This is a genomic window from Salmonella sp. SAL04202, from assembly GCF_046550775.1.
GTDB lineage: Bacteria > Pseudomonadota > Gammaproteobacteria > Enterobacterales > Enterobacteriaceae > Salmonella > Salmonella enterica.
Genome location: NZ_JBGDXK010000005.1, coordinates 239,598 through 262,029, shown reverse-complemented (window position 1 = coordinate 262,029; position 22,432 = coordinate 239,598). Strand labels below are relative to the sequence as shown.

The window sequence follows — 22,432 nt, the reverse complement described above, 5'->3', positions numbered from 1 at the left end:
AGTATTTAAGGACAACACTAAAGGGTTTTACACATGTCAGAACAAAATAACACTGAAATGGCTTTCCAGATCCAACGTATCTATACCAAGGATGTTTCTTTCGAAGCGCCAAACGCACCGCATGTTTTCCAGAAAGATTGGCAGCCAGAGGTTAAACTGGATCTTGATACGGCATCTTCCCAACTGGCGGATGACGTTTATGAAGTTGTGCTGCGTGTTACCGTAACGGCTTCCCTGGGGGAAGAAACCGCGTTCCTGTGCGAAGTTCAGCAGGCCGGTATTTTCTCCATCAGCGGTATTGAAGGTACTCAGATGGCGCATTGCCTGGGCGCATACTGCCCGAACATTCTGTTCCCGTATGCTCGCGAGTGCATCACCAGCCTGGTTTCACGCGGTACGTTCCCGCAACTGAACCTTGCGCCGGTCAATTTTGATGCGCTGTTCATGAACTATTTGCAGCAGCAGGCTGGCGAAGGTACTGAAGAACATCAGGATGCCTGATGAACCAAAGTAATGCGTCAATGACAGTCATCGGTGCCGGCTCGTACGGCACCGCTCTCGCCATCACTCTGGCGAGAAACGGCCACCAGGTTGTCCTGTGGGGCCACGACCCAAAACATATCGCGACCCTGGAGCACGATCGCTGCAACGTCGCGTTCCTTCCCGATGTGCCTTTTCCCGATACGTTACACCTGGAAAGCGACTTAGCAACCGCGCTGGCGGCCAGTCGTAACATTCTGGTGGTGGTGCCAAGCCATGTTTTCAGCGACGTGCTGCGGCAGATTAAACCGCTGATGCGTCCGGATGCGCGTCTGGTATGGGCGACCAAAGGCCTGGAAGCTGAAACGGGGCGCCTGTTGCAGGATGTCGCTCGCGAGGCGTTAGGCGATCAAATCCCGCTGGCGGTGATTTCCGGTCCGACGTTCGCTAAAGAGCTGGCGGCGGGTTTGCCGACGGCAATCTCGCTGGCCTCAACCGATGAGACCTTTGCCGACGATCTCCAGCAACTGTTGCACTGCGGAAAAAGTTTTCGCGTCTATATCAATGCGGATTTTATCGGCGTGCAGCTTGGCGGCGCGGTGAAAAACGTGATTGCGATTGGCGCGGGGATGTCTGACGGCATCGGCTTCGGCGCGAACGCCCGCACGGCGCTAATCACGCGTGGACTGACCGAAATGTCGCGGCTTGGCGCAGCGCTTGGCGCCGATCCCGCCACCTTTATGGGGATGGCGGGCTTAGGCGATCTGGTGCTGACCTGTACCGACAACCAGTCGCGCAACCGTCGTTTTGGCATGATGCTTGGCCAGGGCATGGACGTTAAAGGCGCGCAGGATAAGATTGGCCAGGTGGTCGAAGGCTATCGCAATACGAAAGAAGTTCGTGAATTGGCGCACCGTTTTGGTGTTGAAATGCCAATAACCGAGGAAATTTATCAAGTATTGTATTGCGGAAAAAACGCGCGCGAGGCAGCATTAACGTTATTAGGTCGCGCCCGCAAGGAAGAGCTGAGTCGCCACTAGCCGTAAGGAACTGTTTGCATAAACGACCCAACCCGCACAGAACGGGTTGGTCGTTTTCTGCCCGTCTGGAGTAAACCATGCCGTGTGAAGAACTGGAAATCGTCTGGAAGAATATTAAAGCTGAAGCCCGCGCTTTAGCTGACTGTGAGCCTATGTTGGCCAGTTTTTATCACGCCACGCTACTCAAGCATGAAAATCTGGGCAGTGCGCTGAGCTATATGCTGGCAAATAAACTGGCTTCGCCCATCATGCCCGCTATCGCTATCCGTGAAGTAGTTGAAGAAGCCTATGCCGCCGACCCGGAAATGATCGCGTCGGCAGCCTGCGATATTCAGGCCGTGCGCACTCGCGATCCGGCGGTGGATAAATACTCCACGCCGCTGTTATATCTGAAAGGCTTTCATGCGCTACAGGCCTACCGCATTGGCCACTGGTTGTGGAATAAAGGTCGCCGCGCGCTGGCTATCTTCCTGCAAAATCAGGTTTCGGTCTCGTTTCAGGTGGATATTCACCCGGCAGCGAAAATTGGCCGCGGGATTATGCTCGACCATGCCACCGGTATTGTGGTGGGGGAGACGGCGGTTATTGAAGATGATGTGTCGATCCTGCAATCCGTCACCCTGGGCGGTACCGGGAAAACGAGCGGCGATCGCCATCCTAAAATCCGCGAAGGCGTGATGATTGGCGCGGGCGCGAAAATTCTCGGCAATATCGAGGTGGGGCGCGGCGCGAAAATTGGCGCAGGTTCCGTCGTTTTACAGCCTGTCCCGCCGCACACTACCGCCGCAGGCGTTCCGGCGCGTATTGTCGGCAAGCCGGGCAGCGATAAGCCGTCTATGGATATGGACCAGCATTTCAACGGGATACACCATACGTTTGAGTATGGCGACGGCATCTGAATGGCGCGGTACAACTAAAAAACGCTGTTCCGATGGAGTGCAATCCCGGAACAGCGGAGCGAAGAATTCGCAATGTGGACAATCAGGCTGCGGATGATGTCAGCGTGATACGATCCAGCGGGCCGACGATAAACAGATATGAAATGAGACCAATAAGTCCCATCGAGCCAACGTATAAAATGGCAAAGTCGAACGACTGAGTATTGGCAAGAATCACGCCGATGACCAGCGGCGTAACGATGCTTGCCATATTGCCGCACATGTTAAATACGCCGCCGGCAATACCCAGAACTTCCTTCGGCGAGGTGTCGCTGAGTACGCACCAGCCCAGGTTACCAAACCCTTTGGCAAAAAAGGCCAGACTCATCGCCGCAATGACCACAAATTCTGAAGAGGTGTAGTTGGCGATCACAATTACGCAAGAGAGCAACATACCGCAGATAACAGGCAGTTTCCGCGCGACGGTAAGGCTATAGCCGCGTTTGAGTAGCCAGTCGGAGAACACGCCGCCGAGCAGGCCGCCAATAAAACCGGCAATGGCTGGAATACTGGCCACAAAACCGACTTTCAGAATCGACATGCCTTTCGCCTGGTACAGGTAGGTCGGGAACCAGGTCAGGAAGAACCAGGTGATAGAGGTGACGCAGAATTGCCCGATGTAAACACCGATCATCATCCGGTTAACACAGACGGTTTTAATCTGCGCGAACGTTATTTTCTGCGGCTCCTTTTTACAGCCCAGAGAGGGCTCGCCACCACCGCTACGAATATAGTCAATTTCCGCTTGATTAACTTTTGGATGGTGCATCGGATCTTTGACTTTCATTAACCAGAATATACCGAGCATCACGCCAATAGCGCCAATATAATAGAAGACAAAATGCCAGCTTAAATTATGCAGAATGATCGTCATTAGCGGGGTGATAATGCCCAGCGAGATATATTGCGCAGCCTGATAAACTGAAGTAACGAAACCTCGTTCATTATTGGGAAACCATTGTACGCTTAAACGACTGTTCGCCGGAAAGGCAGGCGCTTCAATCGCGCCCATCAGCAGACGTAGAATAACCAGTACAATTAATGGGCTGCCATACAGATAGATCGTTCCCTGAAACATGGTTACTAACGACCAGCCAATCAATGCGCAACCGTAAACCAGTCGTGAACCGTAGCGGTCTAATAGCCAACCACCGGGTAGTTGCATAATGACATAGGCGATACCAAATGAGGAGAAGGCCAGGCCCATCGCTTCCGGATCAAAACCTAGTTCTTTACTCATTATTGGGGCAACTACGGATAGAGTTGCGCGATCCGCATAATTAAATACGGTAGCAAGAAATAAAAATATAAGAATGGTATGACGCACTTTTGTGCGCTTTATTATTGTGTTCATTATCTACTCCTCAGATAAGGGCAGAATGCATTCTGTAAGGTAAGAGAGGCGGGACGGATTCCCGCCAGTCGGGTTAAGGGCGTTTGCCAAATTCACATGTTAATTGTGTCCAGCGGCGCGCTTGTTCACTGAGCGTGAAACCCAGACCATGACGATCGGAAATCCACATGCGGCCATCGCGCAGCTCAAGTTGCTCGTTGAATAATGGGTTCAGCCACTCGAAATGTTCCAGCCACGGCTCCAGGGGATACGCTGCGGAAAGGTGCAGGTGTACTTCCATCGCAAAGTGCGGCGCCAGCTTACGCCCGTGTTTCGCCGCCAGATCCATAATCTTCAGGAACGGAGAGATACCGCCGACACGCGGCGCATCTGGCTGAACGAAATCGCTGGCATTGCCCAGAATCAACTGCTCGTGTTCCCGGAAACTGGTCAGCATTTCCCCGGTGGCGATAGGCGTATCCAGCGCGGCAGCAAGCTGGGCGTGGCCTTCGATGTCGTAAGCATCTAATGGTTCTTCAATCCAGATAAGATTGAACTGTTCCATTTTACGCCCCATGCGGATAGCCGTTTCGCGATCCCACTGCTGGTTAGCGTCAACCATTAACGGGAACTCATCCCCAAGCGCTTCACGTACTGCGGTTAAGCGGCGAGTATCCTCAGCGCAGTTGGGTTGTCCGACTTTCAACTTAATACCGCCAATGCCGTTTTCGCGGGAAATCACCACATTTTTTAGCACTTGATCGAGCGGTGTATGCAAGAACCCCCCTGAGGTGTTGTAACACTGAACGGAGTCGCGGTGCGCGCCCAACAGTTTTGCCAGTGGCAGACCGGCACGTTTAGCCTTCATATCCCATAAGGCGATATCGATAGGGGAGATAGCCTGTACCGCCATCCCGCTACGCCCCACCGAGGCTCCGGCCCACAGCAGCTTAGTGTATATTTTGTCGATATCATTGGGATCTTCGCCCAGTAGATTGTCGGCTATCTCTTTGGCGTGAGCATAAATACCCTGGCCGCCAGCACGTTTGGAGTAGCTAAAACCAACGCCTTCAAAGCCATCGCGACTGCGGATTTCGGCAATGATGATTGCCACTTCGGTCAAAGGTTTCTGGCGACCGGTCAGTACCTTCGCGTCACTCACTGGCGTCGCCAGCGGTAGAAAAGCCAGTGATAGCTTCACCCATTCGATACGATCGCCGGTTTCTGCCGCGGTTCTGGTATTCGCCGCTTTTGCATACGTTACGGCGTCGGAATTCGCGCTTAAAGCCATTTTTTTCTCCTGATAATCACAAAATGATTGCGCTAACATTTTTATTATTAAGCGAACGCAGGATCCAGAAAGTTGATTTTGATTTGAACATTTGATCACATATGTCGTATAAAAAGCAGGATTTATTGCAAAATGGATCACGATCCAAAAATATCTGGGGAAATGCATAATACAAAATGATGGCGCTATCATTTTGTAATGACTGAGCTTGATAAGCTACTGTATTTACGGCCTTTCCTGATGCGAAGCTGGCAATAGCCGCAGGCATGATGAATAATGCGCGGATAAATCAGCCAATCTTTGCAGGGGCATCAGACGTGAAGAGAACCAAATCACCTCGTGCGCCGACGCTGGAAGATGTAGCACGTAGCGCCGGGCTGTCTCCGATGACAGTCAGCCGGGCATTGAATTCGCCACAACTGGTTCGCCCCAAAACGGTTGAGAAAGTCATGCAGGCGGTTCGCGTCACAGGCTACATACCCAACGCGTTAGCCGGTGGTCTGGCGTCGCGACGGAGTAAATTAATCGCTGTCGTCGTGCCGCAAATTAACAACAACATGTTTGTCGATACCATCCAGTCACTGAGCGATGAACTGGCCCGACGCGGATATCACATATTGCTGTGCGTGGCGGGATATACCGAACAAACGGAAGCGGAGTTGGTGGCGACACTGCTTTCCCGCCGCCCCGATGGCGTGGTGCTTACCGGGATCCATCACACGATAGAACTGAAAAAGGTCATCCTGAACGCGGCTATTCCGGTGGTGGAAATTTGGGACTTAACGCCCACGCCGCTTGATATGCTGGTCGGTTTTTCCCATGAAAAAGTCGGGCAGGCGACGGGGGAGTATCTTCTGAGTAAGGGCTATCGTCGTCCCGGCTTGTTGTGGACCGCCGATCGCCGAGCCGCGCAACGTAAGCAGGGGTTATGTAGTGTTCTTCAACGCCACGCTATTCATGCCGTACCGCAGGTGGATGTCCCCCTTCCGGCATCGCTTTCGCTGGGGCGTAGCGGTTTAAGCCAGCTTTTTGACGAAGGGACGTTTGATGTCATTGTTTGCAGTTCTGATACCCTGGCACAGGGGGCGATGATGGAGGCGGAAAGCCGTGGTTTGCGCATTCCGCATGATTTAGCGGTTATTGGTTTTGGCGACCTTGATTTTGCCGCCAGCAATCGACCGTCAATTACTACCGTAAGCGTTGACAGACGTGCCATTGGTCAGCGCGCCGCTACGCTGTTGGCCGATCGTATTGAACAGAAACCGTGCGCAGAAGCTATTGTGGATATTGGCTTTCATTTGATTGAGCGAGAGTCCGCATAAACGGGAACATGCCATCGGGATCGGCCAGGCCGGATCAGGCGTTAGCTGCCATCCGGCATTGAATATATTACGACCGCAATACCGCGCCGGGATATCCTAACTGGCGCCACGCTTCATACACCACCACCGACACCGCATTCGACAGGTTCATGCTACGGCTATCCGGCATCATCGGAATGCGAATCTTCTGCTCTTTAGGCAACGCATCGAGAATGCTGGCGGGCAGGCCGCGCGTTTCCGGGCCAAACATCAAATAATCGCCATCCTGATAGCTTACGGCGCTATGGGCGGGCGTGCCCTTTGTCGTCAACGCAAACAGGCGCTGCGGGTTTTCGGCGGCGACAAAGGCGGCATAATCGTGATGGCGCTGAACCGCGGCGAATTCGTGATAGTCCAGCCCTGCGCGGCGTAAGCGCTTATCATCCCAGGTAAACCCCATCGGTTCGATGATGTGCAGACGAAAGCCGGTATTGGCGCAAAGACGAATGATGTTGCCGGTATTCGGCGGGATTTCTGGTTCGAAGAGTACGATGTTAAGCATGATGCCCCCTTAAATGCGGGGGGCAGAATAGCAGAAATTTACCGGGCTCTCACGCGCCAGGCGTTCAGGCGGCATCGCCTTTGCTCATTGGCGCCAGCGCGGCGGGCAAACTTCTCCCCAGTTCCTGCACCAGTGAATCGCCGCTGATTTCGCTAATGGATTTCGCGCCGGTCAGGGTCATGGCGACTTTCATCTCTTTCTCGATCAGGTCCAGCAGGTTGGCGACACCCGCTTTTCCTGCCGTCGCCAGCGCGTAGAGATAGGCCCGACCCAGCAGTACGGTATCGGCCCCCAACGCAATCATACGCACGACATCCAGCCCGTTACGAATCCCGCTATCCGCCAGAATGGCGATATCGCCTTTCACCGCATCGGCAATGGCGGGCAGGGCGCGGGCGGAAGAGAGCACGCCATCAAGCTGGCGGCCGCCGTGATTCGACACCACGATACCGTCAGCGCCGAAACGTACCGCATCGCGGGCATCTTCTGGATCGAGGATCCCTTTGATCACCATTGGGCCGTCCCAGAATTCGCGTATCCACTCCAGATCTTTCCAGGAGATGGACGGATCGAAGTTATTTGCCAGCCAGCCGATATAGTCCTCAAGGCCGGTCGGTTTACCCAGATAGGCGGAAATATTGCCTAAATCATGCGGGCGACCGTTCAGGCCGACATCCCACGCCCATTTAGGGTGCATCACCGCCTGCCAGTAACGGCGCATGGCCGCGTTTGGGCCGCTCATCCCGGAGTGGGCGTCACGGTAGCGCGCGCCCGGCGTCGGCATATCGACGGTAAAGACCAGCGTGGAGCAGCCCGCCGCTTTCGCACGTTCAAGCGCGTTGCGCATAAAGCCCCGGTCACGCAGTACATAAAGCTGGAACCACATCGGGCGCTTAATGGTTGGTGCAACTTCTTCAATCGGACAGACGGAGACGGTGGAAAGGGTGAACGGAATGCCCTTTACGTCTGCGGCGGCGGCGGCCTGTACTTCGCCGCGACGGGCGTACATGCCGCACAGACCTACCGGCGCTAATGCCACTGGCATCGACAACGTTTCGTTAAACAGGGTCGTTTCCAGGCTTAAATCGGACATATTTTTCAGCACACGCTGGCGCAGAGCGACTTGCGACAGGTCTTCCACATTTCGGCGCAGGGTATATTCCGCATACGCGCCGCCGTCGATGTAGTGGAAGAGGAAAGGAGGCAACGTGCGCTGAGCTGCGGCGCGATAATCGCTGGCTGCTGAAATAATCATGATTTATTCTCCCTGGTCATCTCATTATGGTCGCCGGGCAGGCGGGTAATACGCGCCTGGCGGGCCTGGTCTTCATCAAATCGTTTAATCGTGGTGTGGACAAAACTGAGGTGCGCCATCATCGCTTTACGCGCACCCTCGGCGTTACCGTCCAGAATGGCGTCCATCACCGCCTGGTGTTGTTCCGTCAGCTTTGAGAATACGGGCGGAACGAGATACATACGCTGGCGACTCTGTTTGACGGAGGATTGCAGGACATCGAAGAACCCGCGCATGGTTTGCAACAGCACCACATTGTGCGAGGCTTCCGCGATCGCCAGATGAAAGCGCACGTCGGCCTGGGAGGCGAGATCCGGGTCTTCGCTGAGCGTCGCATCAAAGCAGAGTCTGATTTTCTCTTTGTCGGCAGCGGTGGCACGCATGGCGGCGTGCCAGGCCGTACTGGCTTCAATGGCGTGGCGGGCCTCCAGAATGTCGAAACTGTAGTCCGGATCGTTCGCCATCAGCATTTTCAGCGGTTGCACGATATTCTGTTCAGACCAGGTTTCGTGCTGCCAGCGGACAAATGTCCCGCCGCCGCGACGACTCACCAGCACGCCTTCGCTGACCAGCTTCGCCAGCGCTTCGCGTAAAGAGTTGCGTGATACGCCAAGCTGTAGAGCCAACTGGCGCTCGGCGGGCAATTTCATGCCCGCTTCCAGGTTTTGTTCTTCAATCAGCGCCCGCACGCGAGAGGCAATCTCGTCTGACAGGCGTTTTGGTATCACAATCACGGAATCATCCAGGTTAAAACATAGGCCTGAAGCGTAGTGATCACGCCCACCATACAGGTGAAGATCAGGCTGTGTTTGACAGTAAAACGGAACAGATCGGACTCTTTCCCTACCAGCCCCACCGCCGCGCAGGCGATGGCGATAGACTGCGGCGAGATCATCTTCCCGGTTACGCCTCCAGTGGTGTTCGCCGCCACCATCAGTACATCAGAGACGCCGATTTGCTGCGCCGCGGTAGCCTGTAGAGAGGCAAACAGCGCGTTAGATGAGGTATCCGAACCGGTCAGGAATACCCCCAGCCAGCCGAGGAACGGCGAGAAGAACGTGAAGGCGCTGCCGGTGTGCGCCAGCGCTAACGCCAGCGTGGAAGAAAGCCCGGAATAGTTCGAGATAAACGCGAACGCCAGTACCATGCCGATGGAGTAAATCGGCAACGCCAGCTCTTTCAGCGTGCTGCCAAAGGTCTGGATTGCGGCTGAGGGTTTCATTTTCAGCCAGACGATAGACAACAGCGCGGCAAACAGGATCGCCGTGCCGGTGGCGGAGAACCAGTCAAATTTATACACCGCCGCGTAAGCGGTCGCTTCGTGTACAACCGGCGGCATACGGGCGACCAGTTTATCGAGATACGGTACCGGAACGTTAATTACCCAGTCATACAGCGCGCCGCCGGGGGCAAACAGCGCTTTGAACGGCGGTATGCTCCAGAGAGTGACCGTGGCGGTCAGGAACAGGAACGGCGACCAGGCGCGAACAATTTGCCCTGTCGTATAGCGGGTGCGGGCCAGCGTCTGATCGACCTGTGACGCGCCCATATCGCCGAAGCGGAAGATGCGTACCGGCTGCCAACGTTTGAGGAACAGCGTCAGGCACACCAGAGACACCAGCGAAGAGATAATGTCCGGCAGTTCCGGCCCGATAAAGTTGGAGCTGAGATACTGGGCGATAGCAAACGAACCGCCAGAGACCATCACCGCAGGCCAGGTTTCTTTCACGCCGCGCCAGCCGTCCATAATCGCCATAATCCAGAACAGGACGATAATGGTCAGGAACGGTAGCTGACGACCGACCATCTGACCGATTTCAAAGCTGTCCAGGCCCGTGACCTGACCGGCAACCAGAATCGGAATACCCATCGCACCAAAAGCGACTGGCGCGGTGTTTACAATCAGGCACAGCCCTGCCGCATACAGCGGATTAAAGCCCAGGCCCACCAGCAGCGCGGCGGTTATCGCCACCGGCGCGCCGAAACCCGCCGCGCCTTCAAGGAACGCGCCGAAGCAGAAGCCGACAATCAGCATTTGCAGACGTTGATCGGGGGTAATCGACAGAATTGACGAGCGAATAATGTCAAACTGCCCGGTCTTGACCGAAATTTTATAGACGAAGACCGCGGCGATGATTATCCAGGCAATCGGCCATAGCCCGTAGAAGAAGCCATACACGACCGATGCCAGCGCGTGATCGACCGGCATTTTATAGAACAGCAGCGCGACGGCGAGCGCGATAACCACCGTCCACGAAGCGGCAACGTAGCCTTTCAGCTTGAGCTTAATCAGAGCGAAAAAGAAGAACAGGATTGGGAGCGATGCGATCAGGCTGGAAAGCCAGATATTACCCGCCGGGTCATAGTTTTGTTGCCAGAGGTTCATTGCAGGTCTCCTGAGAACCACACGCATAATGGGATGAATCTTTGCTCATCTCGTTGGAGTCACATTATGTGTAAAAGTGGTCCTGCCAATATTGTTGTGTATGGATAATGACAACAAATAGTTAACCAGATGTTATTTATTGGCAACGGTATTGTAGAGTTAATTTAGTGAAATGTGAGTAGGCTGTGGTAACGGGCTAAAATTGGTAGGGCCAATTGAGGGGAGAGGACAGCAAAGGGAAGTGAAAAGGCAATGGCATTATGCCATTGCCTTTGATGTCGGGAGTGTTGTTACTTCATTACCACTGGAAGCCCGCGCCAATGGCCGCAGAGTAATCGCCCTGGCTGTTGCTGGTTCCTTGCAATTTATACACCCAGCCCCCGCTTTCACTTACCATGGAGACACCAATGGCGACGGCACTTTCACCATTAAACGTACCGCCGGCAATCGAGGTCATGTTGGCGCCCGGGGCGTAGGCTTGTGGCAGACCGGCCATCGCCATCGCTGAAGCGATACCGCCGCTCATCTTGTTTTCTACGCCTTTGATTTTGCTGTTCATTTCACCCATTTTCTGGTCGGTATAGGTGTTTGCTTCTTCGACGCTGCGTTTCAATTGCGCATAGTTAACCGCATCCGTATCATTCACCGCCGCTGAAACATTGCCGATCCGAGTGGTGCCGCCACTCCCGTCTCCCAGGTTGAGCACGCTATAGTTAACCGAGCCATCTGCATTGGTTTCATAACGCACGGAGCCTGCTTCTGAGGCTTTCAGTTGCGCCACATTAACCGCGTCAGTGTTGTTCACCCCTGCGGCAACGTTGGTAATACGGCGTTGTTGAGTAGAAGAGCCAACAGACACAGTATTAGCTTCATCTGCGACGGAATTTGTGCCTAACGCCACGCTGTTTTCAGCGGCAGCAATAGAGCCAGAGCCAATCGCGACGCTGTCCGCACCCTGGGCATTTGCATCTGCGCCATCGGTGTTGGTCTTGAAGTACTTGGTGCTACCGGTAGTGACGATATCGCCAATACCGTTTTCAATATTGGTGACGCGAGTATCAAGACTACTCACCTGCGTGTTCAGGTTATTGATGCTTTCGGTATTCGCGGCAACACGGCTGTCGGTGACTTTCAATTGGCCAACGTTAACGGCATCGGTATCTGCCGAACCCGCCGCGACGTTAGTGATCTGACGTTGACCGTCTTCACTGCCGACAGAGAACTCACCGACAGAGTTCTGCGGTGTGTCCATGTTGTAGGCGGTGTAGTCAGTCTGTGCGCCGCGAGTGGTCTGAGAACCATTACCCATTGCAATACTGTTTGCATGGTTGGCGCGTGCGTTAGAACCGATAGCAATCCCGTTGATGGCATCAGCCATCACCAGTGTATTCAGACCAATACCAATACCTGCATCAGCATTGACGATAGTCTTCGCACCCATTGCCAGTGAGTCAGTTCCGACAGCCAGTGAATCTTCTTCCGTTGAGTTTGCGTGGTAGTACTTGGTCGGTGTAGTAGTGACCGCACCAATGGCATTTTGTAACTGACGAACTGTTACCGCATCTTGCGCTTCAGAGCCGTCAGCAACGTTGGTAATTTGACGATAGCTTTCTCCATCCGTCCCCAATGACAACGCGCCCAGCAACTTTCTGTCTGTTGTATTGTAGCCAATGACAACGCCATCGCTTGTTACGCTCGTTGTTTGTATACCTGATGAAATCGCGCGGTTGGAGGTGGAGCCACTGCCCAAAGCGATACTGCCATCAATGCTACTGCTGCTGTTTTGGCCAAGAGCCAGACTGCCAGCGCCAGAGGCGACGGCGTCGTAACCTACTGCCGTTGCGCCGTTACCCGTTGCGTATGCATCCTGGCCTTCAAGCCCGTTATCATTCGTACGGATGTATTTCACGCCGGTACCATTTTCCGTGATATAGGTTTCGCTGGTATCGCCGGCTAGTTGGCTAATAGATTCATTATACTGAGAAATCAGCATGTTAGTTTCATAAAGCTGAGAGCCATTAACGGCGTCAGTACTGTCACTGGCGATTTCACCTGCTGCTACATTGGTTATCTTATTGGTACCGCTGGTACCGTGGCTGGCGCTGAACGCACCCTCTTCGTCATCCCAGCTCAGTGCATCGGTACCAAGATTGGTGATGGACGTATTGATATCCGCGATAGCAGAGGTATTTTGATCCACCTTCTGGTTGGTTTCATACAACTGTGAGCCGTTTACCGCGTCTGTACTGTCCTCAGAAAGCGCCCCGGCGGCGACATTGGTTATTTTACTGGTGCTTCCACCGTGGTTTGCGCTGAAAGCGCCGATGTCTTCGTCCCATAACAGAGCGTTATCAGTGAGGCCGGTAATGGACGTATTAATATCGGAGACAGAAGTATTCAGGTTCTCAATCGCGGTGCTGTTCTGAGTGATGTTAGTGGTATTGGCGGCGATATCGGTCGTGTTCTGATCCACTTTTTCATTGGTTTCGAACAGCTGCGAGCCGTTAACCGCGTCGGTACTTTCTTCAGACAGCTCTCCGGCAGCAACGTTGGTGATTTTGTTTGTCGTACTACTTCCGTGGCTGGCAGAGAACGAACTTGTTGTTTCATTCCAGCTCAGATTGTCAGAGCTAAGATTGGTGATGGACGTATTAATATCTGCGATAGCAGAGGTGTTTTGATCCACCCTCTGGTTGGTTTCATACAACTGGGAGCCGTTCACCGCGTCTGTACTGTCCTCAGAAAGGTCCCCGGCGGCGACATTGATGATTTTACTGGCGCTTCCGTTGCGGTTAGCGCTGAATGCGCCAGAGACTGCATCCCATAGCAGTGCATCGTCGGTGAGCGTGGTAACTGAGTCGCTCAGACTGTTGATATTGGTGGTGTTGGTGGCGATATCAGTGGTGTTCTGATTGATGCTGGTCGTATTGGCGGCGATATCGGTTGTGTTCTGAGACACATTTTCATTGGTGGCAAACAACTGAGAGCCGTTAACGGCGTCGGTGCTGTCCGAAGCCAGGGTACCCGCCGCCAGATTGGTGATTTTGCTGTCGCTTCCGTTGTGGTTAGCGCTGAATGCGCCAGAGGTCGCATCCCAAAGCAGGGCATCATCGGTGAGCGTGGTGACGGAGTCGCTCAGACTGTTGATACTGGTGGTGTTGGTGGCGATATCAGTGGTGTTCTGAGTGATGCTGGTCGTATTAGCGGCGATATCGGTTGTGTTCTGAGACACATTTTCGTTGGTGGCAAATAGCTGAGAGCCGTTAACGGCGTCGGTGCTGTCAGCGGCCAGGGTACCCGCCGCCAGATTGGTGATTTTACTGTCGCTTCCGTTGTGCTTAGCGCTGAATGCGCCAGAGGCTGCATCCCAAAGCAGGGCATCGTCGGTGAGCGTGGTGACGGAGTCGCTCAGGCTGTTGATATTGGTGGTGTTGGCGGCGATATCAGTGGTGTTCTGATTGATGCTGGTCGTATTGGCGGCGATATCGGTTGTGTTCTGGTTAATGCTGTCGGTATTAGCGGTAATATCGGCAGTGTTTTGGTTGATGCTGTCGGTATTGGTGGCGATATCAGCAGTGTTCTGATCTACTTTTTCATTCGTATCAAACAACTGAGAGCCGTTAACGGCGTCGGTGCTGTCCGCAGCCAGGGTACCCGCCGTCAGATTGGTGATTTTGCTGGCGTTTCCCGTGTGGCTAGCGCTAAAGGCGCTGGTGCTGTCATCCCACAACAGCGCGTCTTCGGCTAATCCTGCGACAGAGGCCTCTGTGTTAGTGATAGAAGTGTTAAGTGCGCTTAATGCGCTGCCTACGTTATTGTAGATGCCTGTGCCTACCTCGTAGAGGGGCGCATTCACTGTACCATCAGAATTAACGGAAGCCCCTCCGCCGAGTCGGTCGGCGACGGATTGACTTAAAGAATAAATTTGCGCACCTGTAACGGCATCGGTACTGGTGGAATTGATGTCGCCTTTAGCAACGTAGGTGATCTGCCGCTGAGTGGTGCTGTTACCCACGGCGACGGAATTGTCTTCCTGGGCGATAGAGCCCGAGCCAAGGGCAACTGAGTTGGTGCCTATCGCTTTTGCGCCATTACCAAATGCAGCGCTGTCGTCGCCGCTCGCAGTGGCTTGATAACCTAATGCAGAGGAAGTTGCTCCGCTCGCGACAGATTTATAACCTAACGCAACCGATTTTGCGCCGCTCGAATTGGCATACACGCCCATTGCCATTGAATAACTTCCACTGGCTGAGGATGAGGCGCCCATTGCAATGGCCCGGTCACCAGCAGAAACCGATTTTACGCCAAGCGCTAACGAAGAGTCGCCGGTGGACTGGCTGTATGAACCAATGGCGGTACTCCATTTCCCCATCGCGGAGGCTTTATAACCCATTGCGGCGCTTGCGCCATCAACGTTGGTGTAAGTATTGGCTGTGGCATCGGTACCAATTGCAATCCACCCTTTTCCTCCAGTCTGGGTACCCGTTGGAGTAACGCCGTCGCCAGTATCGTTCCCAGCATTGGCCAGTGCGTCCGCAGAAACCATAATGCTGCTAAGACTGATGAGTGCGGAAACCGCCAGCTTTCTGCGGCCGCTTTTTTTGCCGCGGCTTTTTGCGGTTTCGCTGGTGACAACAAATGTTCCCGTAGCGGCATTCCAGAGGACTCTAAATATTCTGTTCATGAATAAGTGCTTTCCTTTTCTAAAATAATTGTATCAATGGCTATTATTTTTTTGGCTTCTTTTTCGTATCATTAATAGGTTGTATGCTGTCGAATATGACATTCTCCATGTTAATACCTATTTTTAGATACTTAAGATTATTGGGCGATACGCCTTTTAATGTTAGCGTGACGTTTGTCCATGCTCCCGGTAAGAGTTCGATTGTCGAATCCATTTTTGTGTTGAGCAGGAGTTGTCGCCATCGAGGCAGATCTTTTGCCTCGGAAGGTTTTTTCGTACCCCATGTCATATTAAACGCAAGGTTTGATACGGGAATGCTGAGTAAGTTAACTAAATCAAGATGAATAACACTTCCATTATCTATTGGCTCAATAGATAGAATACGCCCGGCTAATCCGATATTGCCGTTGTTAATAATAAAATAGTGCGTTTGTGATGGGTCCAGTTCTGTATAGTCGAATAGCCGTTGTTTGCGTTCAACGCGGCCAACGACTTCGGCGATCTTTTGAGTCGTGTTGATAACCGTAGCTTGTTGTTTTTCTAGCAAATTCATCTTTGCTTCTTGTTCTTTTTGTTGTTTTTCTAACAGGTTTATCTTTGTTTCTTGTTCTTTTTGTTGTTTTTTCAGCTCTTCAACAAGGTGTTTATCTGCAAAGTAGTCACAACCAGATAAAAAGAATGTGAATCCCAACGCAAGCAGGGGGATAAATTTTCCATTTTTGTGCATATAAAATATCCTTGTTAATAATTTATATAATATAAATAGTTAACCTGTTATTTATACAGCTAACTCATCATATTGCGAGCATTGCCAATAGCCATTAATATATGGTTATAATTAAAACATTCATTGTTTCTATAGAAATGCGCAAATACCCGACGTTGTTTATCAATTACTCATAGCAATGCTTTATAAAAATATAATTATAATGTTTATGTATGGGGATTTTTTTCAGGGATGATAATGTTATTTAATTTTGCGGGTCAATCATATTCTGCGGGATATAAGAAAAGAGGATGAAAAAAATTCATTGTATAAATACAAACAGGCATGATAGTGGAATTTTTCATCCTGAAAAAGCAGAGACTACCGTTAAAAATGAACTTGTATATAAGCGGTGTAAATACTTCCAGGAAAAATTCGGAATATAGCCCGATGCTCTCAAGACACCCTCCGTACAACGGGTGTCCTGAGAGCCTGTGATGCGGAAGGTTTAGAACTCGCTCTTCGCGAAGCCTGTCATCTCTTTGAGCCCCATTTCCCGGCCCAGCGCCGTCATCGGGTGCACCACGATCAGGCCGCGTACGCTTTTTTTGAGTTTGCCCATATCGGCCTGCTCTTTTTTAGTGATCGCGCGGCGAAACGGCAGGTTCATCAGCTTCTGCGCTTCTTTACTCAGTTTCTGGCTGTGTACTTCGCGCAGACGGATAATTTCTGCTTCCAGCGTCTCTTTTTCTTTTTCCAGCTCCGCGTATTTATCGGCGGATTCAACCAGAGAGAGACCTGCCTGCTGGTGGCGAATAGCGTCAAGACGATCGCTCAGGCGTTTAATTTCGTTTTTTTCGACTTCTTTCATGGGATAGCTTCTGATAGAAATGGGATAGATACCTTATAGTATGCGCGCAGTGAGTGATTCTTCACAACTCATGACGTAAAGATAATCAATTATGGCAAGTATTACACTGCTCATTATTTAATTATCTCGTTGAGAATAAAATCCTTTTTGTCGAAAGAAAAGATGAAGCGCCCTTTTGTCGGCAAGAAAAGCGATTAAGCACATTTTCCTCAATGACAACGCTAAATTGATCCTAAACTCAAATAAGCGACCGCGGGAGTCAGACGCGGGTCCCACATGGAGGATCTATCATGGCAAAAATAGGTGAGAACGTACCACTTCTTATTGATAAAGCCGTCGATTTTATGGCGTCCAGCCAGGCGTTCCGTGAATACCTGAATAAAACGCCGCCGCGTGATTATGTTCCTTCCGAAGTGCCGTCGGAGAGCGCGCCCATTTATTTGCAGCGTCTGGAATATTACCGACGGCTGTACCGACCAAAAGAAGAAGAAAGAGGTTAACGGCGGGATTTACTTTTGAAAGGCCTTTTTTAAGCTGATTTTAGAAATCAGCTCGGTCAGAGAGAGGACCATCGTCGAACGCACCGCCTGCTGGTAGCGCTGAATTTGCATGGCGTAGAGCGCCGCGTCGGACGTATCAAAATGCGGCGGCGGCGGTAGCGCCATGACGCAGTGCAGTTCGCCAAACGGCCCGAGGATTTCATCGTCGGTAAAGGCGTACTCATTGCCGTCGTGATTCAGCTCTTCGCGCAGCGCCATTAACAGCTCCGCATCTTCATATTCGGTGCGGCTGAGTACGCCCAGACCATAGATAAGTTTCAGACGTACCGAAAGATCGCCCAGCGGCCCGTCGCCGTCCAGCAACGGTTCCACAGCGTATTTCACCGCATAGTCGTCTTTGCGAAACACCTGGAGCACCAGAATATTCACCGCCTCGGTCAATAACTCGACGGCGGTAATCAGGAAGCTCCGTACGGTTTTGCCAGCATTCAGACGCTCAAGCACACGATTTTCAAAGGCCTGGGTTTGTTCCATTATTGCCTGCATATCTGACAATCTGTTATTTGGGCGCAGGCTAACCTGCGCCGGATTCTGCGTCATTTGGTCGCGTTATATGCGTTAACCGCCTCCGCCACCACATCGCTATTGGCATCCAGCCCGGAAATTTGCGCCAGCGCGGCCTGCGGGCCTTTTTCGGTAATCAGAGCCGCCAACTCCTGCGCCTGCGGATCTTCAACACTACGGAAATGCATCGCCGCCGCGATCCCTTTGACCAGATTCACATGCGGCAGACCATATTCCAGGGTGCCAAGCAGCGGTTTGATCAGACGGTCGCCCGCGCTGAGTTTGCGTAGCGGCTGACGACCTACGCGTTCGACGTCATCTTTCAGATACGGGTTTTCAAAACGACCGAGGATTTTCTGAATGTATGCCGCATGTTTGTCGGCATCAAAACCGTAGCGTTTGATCAGCACCGCGCCGCTTTCTTCCATCGCGCCTTTCACCACCGCGCGAATACTCTCATCGAGAATGGCGTCGCGAATGGTCTGATGACCGGCTAATTTGCCGAGGTACGCGGTTATAGCATGACCCGTGTTCAGCGTGAAGAGTTTACGTTCGACAAATGCCATCAGGTTATCCGTTAACTCCATCCCCGGGATGTTTGGCAACGCGCCTTTAAACTGGGTTTTATCGACGATCCACTCGCTGAAGGTTTCTACCGTCACTTCCAGCGGATCGTTGGTCGCAGAAGCAGATGGCGGCACAATACGGTCAACGGCGGAATCGACAAAGCCAACATGTTCTTCTACCCATGCTTTGGCGTCTTCCGGTAGGGCATTCATCACATGGCCTTTCAACTGCGTTGTGCCGCGTACCATGTTTTCACAGGCGATGATATTCAGCGGGGATTCATTACCTTGTTCTTTACGTTTCACCAGCCCTTTAGCGATGGCCGGAGCGATACGCTCAAGCACAACCGGACCCACGGCAGTAGTGATTAAATCAACGTGGGCAATCAGGTCGACAACATCATCGCCGATGCTGCTGACAGCGTTGACGCCGGAAACCGTATCCACCTGCTCATTTTCGCCCACAACATGAACCTGATAGCTATGACGGGCATTCAGGGCATCGAGTACGACCTGATTTACATCCGCAAACGTCAGTTGTATCCCCGCGTCAGCCAGCAGTTTGCCGATAAAGCCACGACCGATATTACCTGCGCCAAAATGTAATGCTTTCATAGTATTAACCTTCATTAATGTTTTTACCCGAGAGGGCTGGGGTGAGGGACTGCATAGATTTCCCCTCAACCTAACCCTCTCCACAAGGGAGAGGATATCGCCTTCATATTTCGAACTGCAGATGCGTTGGCTCTCCTCGCTCACCCCAGTCACGTACTTATGTACGCTCCTGGGGATTCACTGCGTTGCCGCCTTCCTGCAGCTCGAACTATTTTGGGGATACTTAACTGTTAAGCTTTTTTACCTGCCAGCAGTTCCAGAACTTCATCCACGCTGGTGGTGTGCGCCAGACGTTCGATCACGGATTCATCATCCAGCGCGTTGGTCAGGCTGGTGATGACCTGGATGTGCTCATTGTTACGTGCGGCGATACCAATGACCAGACGGGCAATATCGTCTTCTTCTTCACCGAAGCGTACGCCTTCCGGATACTGGCAGAACACCACGCCGGTTTTCAGCACGCGATCTTTCGCTTCCACTGTACCGTGCGGTACTGCGATGGATTCACCGAGGTAAGTCGGCGTCAGCTTTTCGCGGTCCAGCATCGCCTCGACGTATTCCGGCTCAACATAGCCGCCTTTCACCAGTTGTTCACCGGCAAAGCGAATCGCCTCTTCTTTGTTAGCGGCTTTACGGCCCAGGAAGATATTCTCCGCACCCAGTTTGAACAGGTTGTTATCACCCTCCTCAAAGCTGTCTTTCAGATGGTCGCGTACTTTCTCTTCATTAGTATTGTGGCGCTGTGCGGCAACCAGACGTTCGGTCAGGCTGGTGTACAGGCCGCTATCCAGGAAGTTGGTCAGCGAAATATGCTGCGCCTGCGGTACCTGACGCATCGCGCGCTCGGTAAGGTCACGGTGAGTAATGACCAGATCCACATCCGGCGGCAGATTGTTAATGGCGCTGTTGGTGACGGAGATCTGGCTCAGGCCCGCATCCTGTACTTTCTTACGCAGTACCCCTGCGCCCATCGCGCTGGAACCCATACCGGCATCGCAAGCCACGATGATTTTACGCACATGGCTCAGGTCGTTGGTCACGTCGCCAGCCGCCAGCGGAGAGGCGCCTTTAGATTCCGCTTTCATGTCATGCATACGACGGGTGGCCGCTTCAATGTCATCTTCTTCTTTCACTTTGCTGGTTTTCAGCAGAATTGCAGAAACCACGAAGGAGACCGCCATTGCCGCCACGATGGCAGCGATGTTAGCGAAGTAAGCGCCTTTTGGCGTCATCGCCAGTACGGCCAGAATGGAGCCAGGAGAAGCCGGAGAAACCAGACCGCCGTTCAGGATGGTCAGGGTGAATACGCCAGTCATACCGCCAAGGATAACGGCCAGGATCAGACGTGGGTTCATCAGCACGTACGGGAAGTAGATCTCATGGATACCGCCCAGGAAGTGGATAATTGCCGCGCCGCCCGCAGACTGTTTAGCGCTGCCGCGACCGAAGAACATGTACGCCAGCAGGACGCCCATCCCCGGACCCGGGTTAGCTTCAATCAGGAAGAAGATGGATTTACCCATCTCATGGGACTGCTGGATACCCAGTGGTGAGAAGATGCCGTGGTTAATCGCGTTATTGAGGAACAGGATTTTCGCCGGTTCAACAAAAATGGACGCCAGCGGCAGCATATCGTGCGCCACCATGAAGTTAACGCCCGCCGCCAGAATTTTGGACAGGACTTCAACCGCCGGACCAATACCGAGGAACGCCAGGATGGCGAGGATCATACCGATAATGCCAGCGGAGAAGTTGTTCACCAGCATCTCAAAACCGGATTTGATCTTACCGTCTACCCAACTGTCGAATTTCTTAATGCAGTAGCCGCCTAATGGACCGGCGATCATTGAGCCGAGGAACATCGGCATATCCGCGCCGACAATAACGCCCATGGTAGTGATAGCGCCCACCACGCCGCCGCGTTCGCCGCCAACCAGACGACCGCCGGTATAACCGATGAGCAGCGGCAGCAGGTAGGTGATCATCGGACCAACCAGTTTCGCCAGCGTTTCGTTAGGCAACCACCCTGTTGGAATAAATAATGCGGTGATAATACCCCACGCGATAAACGCGCCGATATTAGGCATCACCATATTGCTGAGGAATCGACCAAAGCTTTGCACTTTGATCTTAATATCGGATGACATAAAAACACCCCTTCTTATGTTGCTGTCGCGCAGGCTGAAAGCCCGAGGTTTGTTAATGTAGCGGCAGAGGTAGCCGGACCCTGTAGTGTAGATACTGCGCAATCTGGCACTGAATCGTTCAACTGTCCAGACAGGGACAATTTATGTGATTTGTGTCACATAAATATAGGGGGTAGAGAGGTAATTGATGTGATATTGATCACAAAGTGGCTGTGTAAAAAAACAACGAATCTAATTTTTAGCCCTTAAAAGACCATTTTATGTGAGATATTTCACATTTTTATTTTGGTGCTTTGTTGAATTTTTGTGATCCTCTTCACAAGAAATTTTAAGCCCGGGTAACGCCAATACGATCCGGCAAACATTTTGTCGCGAGCTCACTCACGTTATGTCATTCAGCAACCTCCTTTTGCGTCTCTTTTCGTCTTATTTGAGCCATACTATGATTTTTACTGGTTGGCAAAAAGGACACGGCATGAAACTCATCGGTAGCTACACCAGCCCTTTTGTGCGCAAAATCTCTGTTCTGCTGCTCGAAAAAGGCATTACCTTCGAATTTATTAATGAACTACCCTACGAGGCGGATAACGGCGTGGCGCAATACAACCCTCTGGGTAAGGTGCCAGCGCTGGTGACGGAGAAAGGCGAGTATTGGTTCGATTCGCCGATCATCGCGGAATATATTGAACTGCTGGATATCGCGCCAGCGATGCTCCCGCGTGACCCGATGGCAGCGCTTAAAGTTCGCCAGCTTGAAGCGTTGGCTGACGGCATTATGGATGCAGCGTTGGTTTCTGTACGCGAACAGGCGCGTCCGGCGGCGCAACAATCGGAAACGGAACTGCTGCGCCAGCGGGAAAAAATCAACCGCAGCTTGGATATGCTCGAAAGTTATCTGAGCGACGGGACGCTAAAAACGGATACGGTCAATCTGGCGACTATCGCGATTGCCTGTGCGGTAGGCTATCTCAACTTCCGCCGGGTCGCGCCTGGCTGGTGTGTTAGCCGCCCCCACCTGGTCAAACTGGTCGAAACGCTTTTTCAACGCGAAAGCTTTGCCCGCACCGAAGCGCCAAAGGCTTGACGCGCATTATGTCCGCCTGAGCAAACTCACGTTACAATCCCCCTTATGTCGATATCCCTCTCCCGCCAGG

Annotated in this window: 18 protein-coding genes; 6 read left to right on the top strand and 12 right to left on the bottom strand. The window is 52.4% G+C overall.

What is annotated here, in order from left to right; translation table 11 throughout:
- Positions 1 to 33: 33 nt before the first annotated feature.
- The 3 genes from secB to cysE all read left to right on the top strand — a co-directional run bounded on the left by secB (position 34) and on the right by cysE (position 2,419).
- Positions 34 to 501, top strand: a complete 468-nt coding sequence (gene secB / locus ACLJQJ_RS19240; RefSeq protein ID WP_000003370.1) for a protein-export chaperone SecB — start codon at positions 34 to 36, stop codon at positions 499 to 501.
- Positions 501 to 1,520: an NAD(P)H-dependent glycerol-3-phosphate dehydrogenase gene (gene gpsA, locus ACLJQJ_RS19235; protein WP_001076596.1), complete on the top strand. Its 1,020-nt coding sequence runs from the start codon at positions 501 to 503 to the stop codon at positions 1,518 to 1,520. The genes secB and gpsA overlap by 1 nt, the downstream gene beginning before the upstream one ends.
- Positions 1,521 to 1,597: 77 nt before the next feature.
- Positions 1,598 to 2,419 (top strand): serine O-acetyltransferase, encoded by an 822-nt coding sequence (gene cysE / locus ACLJQJ_RS19230; protein ID WP_001112113.1) that lies wholly within the window; start codon positions 1,598 to 1,600, stop codon positions 2,417 to 2,419.
- A gap of 82 nt (positions 2,420 to 2,501) precedes the next feature.
- Here the strand turns inward: cysE and ACLJQJ_RS19225 are convergent, their stop codons facing one another.
- Positions 2,502 to 3,812 (bottom strand): MFS transporter, encoded by a 1,311-nt coding sequence (locus ACLJQJ_RS19225; RefSeq protein WP_001092104.1) that lies wholly within the window; start codon positions 3,810 to 3,812, stop codon positions 2,502 to 2,504.
- A gap of 73 nt (positions 3,813 to 3,885) precedes the next feature.
- Entirely contained in the window at positions 3,886 to 5,082 is a 1,197-nt protein-coding gene (locus ACLJQJ_RS19220) for an L-talarate/galactarate dehydratase (RefSeq protein WP_063808759.1), read from the bottom strand.
- Between the two features lie 317 nt (positions 5,083 to 5,399).
- Between ACLJQJ_RS19220 and ACLJQJ_RS19215 the strand changes: the two genes are divergently transcribed.
- Positions 5,400 to 6,404 carry a LacI family DNA-binding transcriptional regulator gene (locus ACLJQJ_RS19215; protein WP_001537635.1) on the top strand — a complete coding sequence of 335 codons (1,005 nt, stop codon included), beginning with the start codon at positions 5,400 to 5,402 and terminating at the stop codon, positions 6,402 to 6,404.
- 67 nt (positions 6,405 to 6,471) lie between these two features.
- On the opposite strand, the gene trmL is transcribed toward ACLJQJ_RS19215, so the two are convergent.
- The 7 genes from trmL to ACLJQJ_RS19180 form a co-directional block, all read right to left on the bottom strand.
- Positions 6,472 to 6,945 (bottom strand): tRNA (uridine(34)/cytosine(34)/5-carboxymethylaminomethyluridine(34)-2'-O)-methyltransferase TrmL, encoded by a 474-nt coding sequence (gene trmL, locus ACLJQJ_RS19210; protein ID WP_000932335.1) that lies wholly within the window; start codon positions 6,943 to 6,945, stop codon positions 6,472 to 6,474.
- A gap of 64 nt (positions 6,946 to 7,009) precedes the next feature.
- Positions 7,010 to 8,200 carry an FMN-dependent L-lactate dehydrogenase LldD gene (gene lldD / locus ACLJQJ_RS19205; protein WP_063808760.1) on the bottom strand — a complete coding sequence of 397 codons (1,191 nt, stop codon included), beginning with the start codon at positions 8,198 to 8,200 and terminating at the stop codon, positions 7,010 to 7,012.
- Positions 8,197 to 8,973, bottom strand: coding sequence for a transcriptional regulator LldR (gene lldR / locus ACLJQJ_RS19200; protein ID WP_000635444.1), 777 nt, complete (start codon positions 8,971 to 8,973; stop codon positions 8,197 to 8,199). The genes lldD and lldR overlap by 4 nt, the downstream gene beginning before the upstream one ends.
- Positions 8,970 to 10,625 carry an L-lactate permease gene (lldP, locus tag ACLJQJ_RS19195; RefSeq protein ID WP_001055308.1) on the bottom strand — a complete coding sequence of 552 codons (1,656 nt, stop codon included), beginning with the start codon at positions 10,623 to 10,625 and terminating at the stop codon, positions 8,970 to 8,972. Before lldP ends, lldR begins: the two co-directional genes overlap by 4 nt.
- 298 nt (positions 10,626 to 10,923) lie before the next feature.
- A complete protein-coding gene (gene sadA, locus ACLJQJ_RS19190; protein WP_063808761.1) occupies positions 10,924 to 15,309 on the bottom strand; it encodes a trimeric autotransporter adhesin SadA in 4,386 nt (1,461 codons plus the stop codon).
- Positions 15,310 to 15,352: 43 nt separating this feature from the next.
- Positions 15,353 to 16,036: a DUF3251 domain-containing protein gene (locus ACLJQJ_RS19185; RefSeq protein WP_024797492.1), complete on the bottom strand. Its 684-nt coding sequence runs from the start codon at positions 16,034 to 16,036 to the stop codon at positions 15,353 to 15,355.
- A gap of 487 nt (positions 16,037 to 16,523) precedes the next feature.
- Positions 16,524 to 16,886: a YibL family ribosome-associated protein gene (locus tag ACLJQJ_RS19180; protein WP_000665687.1), complete on the bottom strand. Its 363-nt coding sequence runs from the start codon at positions 16,884 to 16,886 to the stop codon at positions 16,524 to 16,526.
- 290 nt (positions 16,887 to 17,176) lie between these two features.
- Here ACLJQJ_RS19180 and ACLJQJ_RS19175 point away from each other — a divergent pair, with 290 nt between their 5' ends.
- Entirely contained in the window at positions 17,177 to 17,386 is a 210-nt protein-coding gene (locus ACLJQJ_RS19175; protein WP_001062558.1) for a hypothetical protein, read from the top strand.
- Between the two features lie 9 nt (positions 17,387 to 17,395).
- Here the strand turns inward: ACLJQJ_RS19175 and mtlR are convergent, their stop codons facing one another.
- The 3 genes from mtlR to mtlA all read right to left on the bottom strand — a co-directional run bounded on the left by mtlR (position 17,396) and on the right by mtlA (position 21,278).
- Entirely contained in the window at positions 17,396 to 17,986 is a 591-nt protein-coding gene (gene mtlR / locus ACLJQJ_RS19170; RefSeq protein ID WP_000193201.1) for a mannitol operon repressor MtlR, read from the bottom strand.
- Complete coding sequence (mtlD, locus tag ACLJQJ_RS19165; RefSeq protein WP_063808762.1) at positions 17,983 to 19,131, bottom strand: mannitol-1-phosphate 5-dehydrogenase; 1,149 nt, start codon at positions 19,129 to 19,131, stop codon at positions 17,983 to 17,985. The genes mtlR and mtlD overlap by 4 nt, the downstream gene beginning before the upstream one ends.
- A gap of 230 nt (positions 19,132 to 19,361) precedes the next feature.
- Positions 19,362 to 21,278 (bottom strand): PTS mannitol transporter subunit IICBA, encoded by a 1,917-nt coding sequence (gene mtlA, locus ACLJQJ_RS19160; protein ID WP_000093287.1) that lies wholly within the window; start codon positions 21,276 to 21,278, stop codon positions 19,362 to 19,364.
- A gap of 475 nt (positions 21,279 to 21,753) precedes the next feature.
- On the opposite strand from mtlA, the gene ACLJQJ_RS19155 reads away from it, so the two are divergent.
- On the top strand, positions 21,754 to 22,362 hold the full coding sequence (locus ACLJQJ_RS19155) for a glutathione S-transferase (protein ID WP_000766681.1): 609 nt from the start codon (positions 21,754 to 21,756) through the stop codon (positions 22,360 to 22,362).
- Positions 22,363 to 22,432 lie beyond the last annotated feature (70 nt).

What these genes read in the sequence shown, in the direction of transcription:
- secB (WP_000003370.1), top strand. Translation starts at nt 34, where the DNA reads ATGTCAGAACAAAATAACACTGAAATGGCTTTCCAGATCCAACGTATC.
- gpsA (WP_001076596.1), top strand. Translation starts at nt 501, where the DNA reads ATGAACCAAAGTAATGCGTCAATGACAGTCATCGGTGCCGGCTCGTAC.
- cysE (WP_001112113.1), top strand. Translation starts at nt 1,598, where the DNA reads ATGCCGTGTGAAGAACTGGAAATCGTCTGGAAGAATATTAAAGCTGAA.
- ACLJQJ_RS19225 (WP_001092104.1), bottom strand. Translation starts at nt 3,812, where the DNA reads ATGAACACAATAATAAAGCGCACAAAAGTGCGTCATACCATTCTTATA.
- ACLJQJ_RS19220 (WP_063808759.1), bottom strand. Translation starts at nt 5,082, where the DNA reads ATGGCTTTAAGCGCGAATTCCGACGCCGTAACGTATGCAAAAGCGGCG.
- trmL (WP_000932335.1), bottom strand. Translation starts at nt 6,945, where the DNA reads ATGCTTAACATCGTACTCTTCGAACCAGAAATCCCGCCGAATACCGGC.
- lldD (WP_063808760.1), bottom strand. Translation starts at nt 8,200, where the DNA reads ATGATTATTTCAGCAGCCAGCGATTATCGCGCCGCAGCTCAGCGCACG.
- lldP (WP_001055308.1), bottom strand. Translation starts at nt 10,625, where the DNA reads ATGAACCTCTGGCAACAAAACTATGACCCGGCGGGTAATATCTGGCTT.
- sadA (WP_063808761.1), bottom strand. Translation starts at nt 15,309, where the DNA reads ATGAACAGAATATTTAGAGTCCTCTGGAATGCCGCTACGGGAACATTT.
- ACLJQJ_RS19185 (WP_024797492.1), bottom strand. Translation starts at nt 16,036, where the DNA reads ATGCACAAAAATGGAAAATTTATCCCCCTGCTTGCGTTGGGATTCACA.
- ACLJQJ_RS19180 (WP_000665687.1), bottom strand. Translation starts at nt 16,886, where the DNA reads ATGAAAGAAGTCGAAAAAAACGAAATTAAACGCCTGAGCGATCGTCTT.
- ACLJQJ_RS19175 (WP_001062558.1), top strand. Translation starts at nt 17,177, where the DNA reads ATGGCAAAAATAGGTGAGAACGTACCACTTCTTATTGATAAAGCCGTC.
- mtlR (WP_000193201.1), bottom strand. Translation starts at nt 17,986, where the DNA reads ATGACGCAGAATCCGGCGCAGGTTAGCCTGCGCCCAAATAACAGATTG.
- mtlD (WP_063808762.1), bottom strand. Translation starts at nt 19,131, where the DNA reads ATGAAAGCATTACATTTTGGCGCAGGTAATATCGGTCGTGGCTTTATC.
- mtlA (WP_000093287.1), bottom strand. Translation starts at nt 21,278, where the DNA reads ATGTCATCCGATATTAAGATCAAAGTGCAAAGCTTTGGTCGATTCCTC.
- ACLJQJ_RS19155 (WP_000766681.1), top strand. Translation starts at nt 21,754, where the DNA reads ATGAAACTCATCGGTAGCTACACCAGCCCTTTTGTGCGCAAAATCTCT.